At 65.9% G+C, this 5,215-nt stretch carries 9 protein-coding genes; 2 read left to right on the top strand and 7 right to left on the bottom strand.

All coding sequences use genetic code 11. The annotated features are described in order from the left end of the window. Nucleotides 1–147: 147 nt before the first annotated feature. The 6 genes from ON32_RS02545 to ON32_RS02520 are packed head-to-tail and all read right to left on the bottom strand — an operon-like array spanning nt 148 to nt 3,283. Nucleotides 148–1,488, bottom strand: coding sequence for an FtsK/SpoIIIE domain-containing protein (locus ON32_RS02545; RefSeq protein WP_051132788.1), 1,341 nt, complete (start codon nt 1,486–1,488; stop codon nt 148–150). Continuing rightward, nucleotides 1,488–1,727: a hypothetical protein gene (locus ON32_RS02540; RefSeq protein ID WP_040788436.1), complete on the bottom strand. Its 240-nt coding sequence runs from the start codon at nt 1,725–1,727 to the stop codon at nt 1,488–1,490. The genes ON32_RS02545 and ON32_RS02540 overlap by 1 nt, the downstream gene beginning before the upstream one ends. After that, the gene (locus tag ON32_RS26795; protein ID WP_051132787.1) at nt 1,727–2,419 is read right to left on the bottom strand and encodes a DUF2637 domain-containing protein; all 693 of its coding nucleotides are present in this window, start codon (nt 2,417–2,419) and stop codon (nt 1,727–1,729) included. The genes ON32_RS02540 and ON32_RS26795 overlap by 1 nt, the downstream gene beginning before the upstream one ends. Further along, nucleotides 2,419–2,613, bottom strand: a complete 195-nt coding sequence (locus ON32_RS02530; protein ID WP_040788434.1) for a hypothetical protein — start codon at nt 2,611–2,613, stop codon at nt 2,419–2,421. Before ON32_RS02530 ends, ON32_RS26795 begins: the two co-directional genes overlap by 1 nt. After that, nucleotides 2,613–2,837, bottom strand: coding sequence for a hypothetical protein (locus ON32_RS02525; RefSeq protein WP_157224050.1), 225 nt, complete (start codon nt 2,835–2,837; stop codon nt 2,613–2,615). The genes ON32_RS02530 and ON32_RS02525 overlap by 1 nt, the downstream gene beginning before the upstream one ends. Next, nucleotides 2,834–3,283, bottom strand: a complete 450-nt coding sequence (locus ON32_RS02520; protein ID WP_040788431.1) for a hypothetical protein — start codon at nt 3,281–3,283, stop codon at nt 2,834–2,836. The genes ON32_RS02525 and ON32_RS02520 overlap by 4 nt, the downstream gene beginning before the upstream one ends. A gap of 143 nt (nt 3,284–3,426) precedes the next feature. Between ON32_RS02520 and ON32_RS02515 the strand changes: the two genes are divergently transcribed. Both ON32_RS02515 and ON32_RS02510 read left to right on the top strand, forming a co-directional pair. Then, the gene (locus tag ON32_RS02515) at nt 3,427–4,164 is read left to right on the top strand and encodes a helix-turn-helix domain-containing protein (protein WP_040788430.1); all 738 of its coding nucleotides are present in this window, start codon (nt 3,427–3,429) and stop codon (nt 4,162–4,164) included. A 4-nt stretch (nt 4,165–4,168) separates the two neighbouring features. Continuing rightward, nucleotides 4,169–4,651, top strand: a complete 483-nt coding sequence (locus tag ON32_RS02510; protein WP_040788429.1) for an NUDIX hydrolase — start codon at nt 4,169–4,171, stop codon at nt 4,649–4,651. Here the strand turns inward: ON32_RS02510 and ON32_RS02505 are convergent. Then, nucleotides 4,627–5,215: HD domain-containing protein (locus ON32_RS02505; RefSeq protein WP_217998018.1), on the bottom strand; the 589-nt coding region annotated here is incomplete at its 5' end. The genes ON32_RS02510 and ON32_RS02505 overlap by 25 nt on opposite strands.

The following is a 5,215-nucleotide window of genomic DNA, read 5'->3' as shown; positions in this document are numbered from 1 at the left end:
GGTAGGCCGCGTAGTCCCAGCCGGGGACCGTGCCGGTTTCGGCCCACAGGTGCACCGCCACCGCCACCGGATCCAGGCCCGCGCGTTCGGCCCGGCAGCGACGCCGAGCACCCAGGTCCACGACATCGGGGGAATCAGACCATGTGCTCATGCCGCCACCGGTCCTTCCTCGCCCAGGTCGTCCGGATCGAACCCGGTGTAGTCGTTCTGCGGGGACAGGTCCGGTTGATCCGGGGCGTAGGCGTCGACGATGGCGTCGGCCGCGTCGTCGGAGACCCAGAACGCCCGCACCCGAACAAATCCGCTGGTGCCGTCCTGTCCCACGTAGCCGACACCGGGAGTGCAGTCGGAGATCCGGTCACACAGGGCTCCCCGGTCGCGGGCTCCTTGACCGTGCACCATCACCGTCTGCGTCGGCTCGTCCAGGCGCAGCCCGATGCGGGTGGTGAACAGTTGCCGATTCGGTGCCGTCTCCTTCGACGGGTCCTGAACGGCGACGATGACGCTATAGCCGACCGCGCGACCCTGGGTCAGGATCAACCCCAACAGCCGCATGCCTTCGACCATCTGCTCACGGGTGGCGAACGCCGACAGCGCCGCGTACTCGTCGATGACGATCAACTTCAACGGTTCGTCGACAGAGGGCACGAACTTGCGGATACCGGCGGCACGGAACCGGGCCGCCCGCTCCTGCAGCTGCGCCTCGGCGGCGGTGAGCATGCCGATAATGCCGTCGGCGGTCCACTGGAAATCGGTCCACAACCGGTCCTGGCCGCGTCCGAACTCCATCCCGCCCTTCGGGTCTGCCATCAGCACATCCACCAACCCGGCCTTGATGGCAGGGCCGAGCCCGGCGATGATCGACCACAACACGCTGCCCTTACCCGACCCGGTCGCCCCCGCGATCAGGATGTGCCGATACAACACCTGCAACCGCCACTCGTCGCCGTCCTCGGTCACCCCCACCGGCACCGCTTCCAGATCCACCCCCACCGATTCGGTGGTGATCCGGTCCAGGTCGGCAGGCACCGGCACCGGTTCCCCGACAGATATCGCATCCTCGAGGGTGTCGAAGATGCGCAGATGCAGGCGCACAAACCCCGGATACGGGGCGGTGACCTGCACCTCCGGAACCGCGAAGTAAGCGGCCAGCGCCTCGCGGGTGGCCTCGTTGGCCCAGTCCTTGAGCGACTGACCACCCAACATCTGCACCTCGACCGCCATCCCGTACGGGGTGTAGGACGCCGCGGTGATGTTGGGCCAGCCCCGGTCGGGGTGACCGAGTTTGAGCGCCGGCCACATCAGCACCAGCTGAGCCGGGTCGGTCACGATCATCACGGCCGGCCGCAACTCCGGCGGAGCCAACGCCGCATGATCCTGCGGTGTCAGAGCAGCAGACCCAGCCTGGACCCGAACCTGACGCCACTGCCACATAAACCACCCCGTCACAGCGGTGCCGCCCAGGGTCATCAGATCACCGAGCCACATCAGGCCACCCCCTTGTCCTCGGCGGGTTTGCCGAGCTCGCAGAACAGGCGGCACCCCTGCGCGTCGACCGGGGGCGTGGGCTGCTCGCACAGCATCACGCACTCACCCGGTGCGGGTTTCGGGTCGTCGCAGAACATCACGCACCCCGACGCCTTCGGGGCGGCCACCGCATCGGCGGCAGGGACGACGGCCAACACCGGGACGAGCACGGCACCGGCCACCACGGAACGAACGGACATCACAGACCCCCAGCAGGGATAGCGAGCGGCAGCATCGGCTGTGCCACCGGACGCGGACGAACAGGAACAGGAACAGGACGGATAGGCCGGACCGGAGCCACCGCCGCAGCCACAGCAGGCGCAGGAGTGGTCACCGGCTCGGGAAAGGACACGGGTTCGGGAACAGCAGGCGGTTCGGGTTCGACGGCCGCAGATTCCTCCACCGGGGCCGGATCGGTTTCCGGCGCAGGCTCGGCCGCAATCTCGGTCACGGGTTCGCCGGCGGGTGGGCGTTGGGCGGCGCGGAACAGCATCACCACCCCGTGGGTGTCCACCAACAGCGCGATCGGGGCAATCGCCGCGATCACCGCCGCCACCCAGTTCGGCAGCGGAGCGCCGTCGGTGAAGGCGTGCAGGCTGTTACCGGCCACCGACACCACCGCCCCGACCCCCAGCACCCAGGAAAACCAGCGGCGCTCCTTGGTGTGGCCGGACAGCACCATCACCGACACCGTGGCCTGGAGGATGGTGCCGTCCACGATCACCGGGAACAGCCACGAATGCTCGCGGGCGATCCCCGCCAGTTCGGCCAGGTCCCGCAGTGTTTCGTAGGACAGGACGAAGGCGGCCACGCCGACGCCGACGATGATCACCACCGCCGCCATGGCCGCACCCCGCATCAACCAGCGCGCACGCTGCCCGGTCGCGCCCATCACGCCGCCCCCGCCTCATCGGCCTCCCACACCGCTATGGCCAACCCGGCGAGCAGATCCCGCGCCGAGGCCGGAGGCAGATACACCCGCGCCGACCCGACCCGGATGATCACCTGATCCACCGGGTCGCAGTACATGACCTGCACACTCTCGCCGTCCGTCGAGCGTGTTTCCGGACCCACCCACGCCGACATCACGCCACCGCCTTCACACCAGCACCGGCGGGAACGAAGTGGGCCAGCGCCTCATCCAGATCGGCGCGCAGCGCGACGGCCTGGTCGTAGGGCAGGTGGAACGACACGTTCGTCCCGACCCGCACCAACACGACCTCGTCACCATCGGCGAACCGGTGATAGCTCGCGGTCACCAACCCGAAATGCGAGTAGGAGGCGAACACCCGGCCGTAGTTGCCCATCACGCCGCCGCCTTGCCGTTGCCGGCCTTCGGGGTGTTGGTGTCACCCTTGATGCCCGTGGCGCGGTAGGTGTAGCCGAGGTACTTGTACTCGCCCTGGCCCATCACCTTCGGCTGAGCGGTCAGGCCCTCCAACTCGATGAACCACATGTCCTCGGTGATCTGCTCACCGGCCGGGACCGGCTGATGCCGCGAAATGAACGTGATCTCGAACGAGGCCCGCTTGCCCTTGCCGTCGCTGGCCTCGTGCGGGTCGGTCACCGTCGCCTTCCACAACGGCAACCCCGTGCCCTCGCCCGTCTTCGGGTCGTAGTCGATCAACTGCTCCGGAGCCGCGTTGCGGTCCGGGTTGTACTTGATCGCCGGACCGATCGGCCCCATGAGCAGCAGCCGCTTGGGGAACGCCACCCGAGACTCGATCGGGAACTGAAAACCCTTGCGAATCGCCATCTTTGAATCTCCTTGTGTCGCTTGCGATTACGTGATCTGACGAGGCCCTGTTGCCTCCGACACATCTAGAATCTCGCGACACATAGGGACGAAATAACCCAAGAATTGGGACATTTAGGGACACTTTGGCGTAGACTGGTGGCATGACGAACGAACGACTCCGGGGCGCGATGGCTGCCGCGAATCTCACGAAACACGCTCTGGCCGAACGGCTCGGGATCAGCACGAAGACGGTTGAGCGATGGATTACGCAGGATCGATGCCCCCACCCTGGACTCAGGCTCAAGGTCGCTCGCGAGTTGGACCGTGATGAGACCTATCTCTGGCCTGAGCTCTTGGCCGGCAGTAGGTCCGCTGCGGCTTCGCTGTCGGAGTTCGTGCAGATCTGGCCAACTCGTCCCGAAGTGCCCCACGAGGTTTGGCGTTCGCTCATGCAGCAGGCCACCGAACATATTGACGTACTCGTATACGCCGGTGGCTTCCTCGTGGAATCTCTCGACTTCGTCAACGTCGTCCGGACCAAAGCAAACGCCGGCGTACAGATTCGAATCCTGCTCGGAGAGTGCGATTCGCCGGAGGTTCTTGCCCGCTCCCGCGAAGAGGGCTTGCCGTCACTTCCTCAGCGATGCCAATCGACCCTGGAATATCTCCGGGAAACGATGGACCTGCCGATGGTCGATATCCGCACCCATCGCACGACGCTGTACAACAGCATCTACCGATTCGGAGATTCGATGCTGGTCAACACCCACAGCTACGGCGCGTACGCCGCAAAGTCCCCAGTCCAGCACCTGCAGAAAGTCCCCGGTGGTCGACTCTTCTCCTACTACATGGAGTCCTTCGAGGCTGTCTGGAAGACCGGGCGCCCGGCATTACCCTGACTTCATGGGACGCCGCATCGACTACCACCAGGACCCCAACGCACCGGCCGCCAACAGCGTCCGACCCAGCGCAGCCGCCTTCGTCCAAAAAGGCGGTGAAGTCCTGCTGATATGCAGGTCAGACAACGGCAACTGGTCCATGCCCGGGGGTGCGCACGATCCGGGCGAGTCGCTGAGCCGCACAGCCGTCCGCGAGACGCAAGAGGAGACCGGCGTCGATATCCACGTGACCGGAATCGTCGGCATCTTCACCGACCCGACCCACGTCATCCACTACACCAGCAACGACGAGGTCAGGCAGGAATTCACCGTGGTCTATCGCGGTGAACCGATCGGCGGACAACCCACACCCAGCAGCGAAAGCACGCGGGTCGAATGGGTGCCTATCGAGCAGATCCCCACCCTGGCCATGGACCGCAGCCAGCGGAAACGAATCGAGTGGGCGTTGAACGAGAGCGAGCCCTACATAGACCCCGATGCTCGCTGAACAGCCGCCCGTAGCCGCGGTTCAGCCTGAGTGATCGCGGTGTGCACGATGCTCCCCGGCTCGTAACGCCTCAGGATCTCCGCCAGCCGCTCATCCACCGTGAACTTCTCCCCATTGGGGCCCGTGGACAGATCGGCCCACCATAGGAAATCGTCGGCTGTGTCGAGCCCGGTCACCCCCGTCAGCCGGAACTCATCGAACAGCCCGGCATCCAGGCCACGGACCCCTGCCTCGACCTCGGCTGCCGTGTGGAATGCCACCATGTGGCACACGACCGGCGAGTAATCGAGCGATTGCAGTAACCGCGCACCGTCGATCGGATGGAACCCAAGCTCTGGGTGCCCGTATCCCACGTCATGCAGATACGCCGCAGTGACCGCATCTGCGCGCAGTCCGGGCGGCAGGAGCTCCGCCACACTCTCCATTCGCCGACCCACCGCGAGCGAGTGGGCACGCCGCGATTCTGTCAGCGGGGACAGCAGCTCGGCCATAGCCTCGTTCACGGCCGCCATGCTACGCCCGCCCCCTTCCCGAAGTGGTTGCCGAATTTCGCCATACAGGATC

Origin of the sequence: Nocardia paucivorans NBRC 100373, assembly GCF_000308675.1 — a bacterium.
Lineage (GTDB): Bacteria > Actinomycetota > Actinomycetes > Mycobacteriales > Mycobacteriaceae > Nocardia > Nocardia paucivorans.
The sequence above is the reverse complement of the archived record's forward strand: the minus strand, read 5'-3'. Positions and strand labels throughout refer to the sequence as shown.

What these genes read in the sequence shown, in the direction of transcription:
- ON32_RS26795 (WP_051132787.1), bottom strand. Translation starts at nt 2,419, where the DNA reads ATGGGCGCGACCGGGCAGCGTGCGCGCTGGTTGATGCGGGGTGCGGCC.
- ON32_RS02515 (WP_040788430.1), top strand. Translation starts at nt 3,427, where the DNA reads ATGACGAACGAACGACTCCGGGGCGCGATGGCTGCCGCGAATCTCACG.
- ON32_RS02545 (WP_051132788.1), bottom strand. Translation starts at nt 1,488, where the DNA reads ATGTGGCTCGGTGATCTGATGACCCTGGGCGGCACCGCTGTGACGGGG.
- ON32_RS02520 (WP_040788431.1), bottom strand. Translation starts at nt 3,283, where the DNA reads ATGGCGATTCGCAAGGGTTTTCAGTTCCCGATCGAGTCTCGGGTGGCG.
- ON32_RS02510 (WP_040788429.1), top strand. Translation starts at nt 4,169, where the DNA reads ATGGGACGCCGCATCGACTACCACCAGGACCCCAACGCACCGGCCGCC.
- ON32_RS02530 (WP_040788434.1), bottom strand. Translation starts at nt 2,613, where the DNA reads ATGTCGGCGTGGGTGGGTCCGGAAACACGCTCGACGGACGGCGAGAGT.
- ON32_RS02540 (WP_040788436.1), bottom strand. Translation starts at nt 1,727, where the DNA reads ATGTCCGTTCGTTCCGTGGTGGCCGGTGCCGTGCTCGTCCCGGTGTTG.